Annotated in this window: 1 pseudogene; it reads right to left on the reverse strand. The window is 32.2% G+C overall.

Features of this window, described 5'->3' with window-relative positions:
• A pseudogene (locus LS67_RS09495) lies at positions 1 to 435 on the reverse strand (hypothetical protein); the annotation flags it as partial.
• Between the last annotated feature and the right edge of the window lie 40 nt (positions 436 to 475).

A 475-nucleotide genomic window follows, 5' to 3' on the forward strand; every position in this document is an offset into this window, starting at 1 on the left:
AGGGTTGCCATTAGAATCTAAAATAGGATTATCGTTTTTATCTTTGAGATTGCCATTTTTATCTATAAAGATATGGTTTCCATTTTTATCAAGGATTGGTTTTCCTGTTTTATCAAGCAATATTTTTTTATCAAGAATTTTTTTGCCTTCTCCTGAATACATATTGCCTTCTTTATCAATATAAATAGGGTCTCCATTTTCATCAAGTATGGGATTACCCAACTCATCGGTAAGCATAGTGAGATTAGGTTGTATATGAGATTGATTAAAGATATTACTTTTTGAAAGGTCGCCCTGATGTGTGCCTTTTTGTTGCCACACATAATCACTTATAGGAAACTTACTTTCAAAGAGATAATCTAAATTCTCCTTTACGCTTGCATAGGTAATACCCATACCTAAAAGTGCAAAAATTCCTATTCCCTTATAAACCATTATTTGCCTTTTTGTGCTTTCTCTCGCTCTATGCAAACAT

Origin of the sequence: Helicobacter sp. MIT 03-1616, from assembly GCF_000765685.2 — a bacterium.
Lineage (GTDB): Bacteria > Campylobacterota > Campylobacteria > Campylobacterales > Helicobacteraceae > Helicobacter_C > Helicobacter_C typhlonius.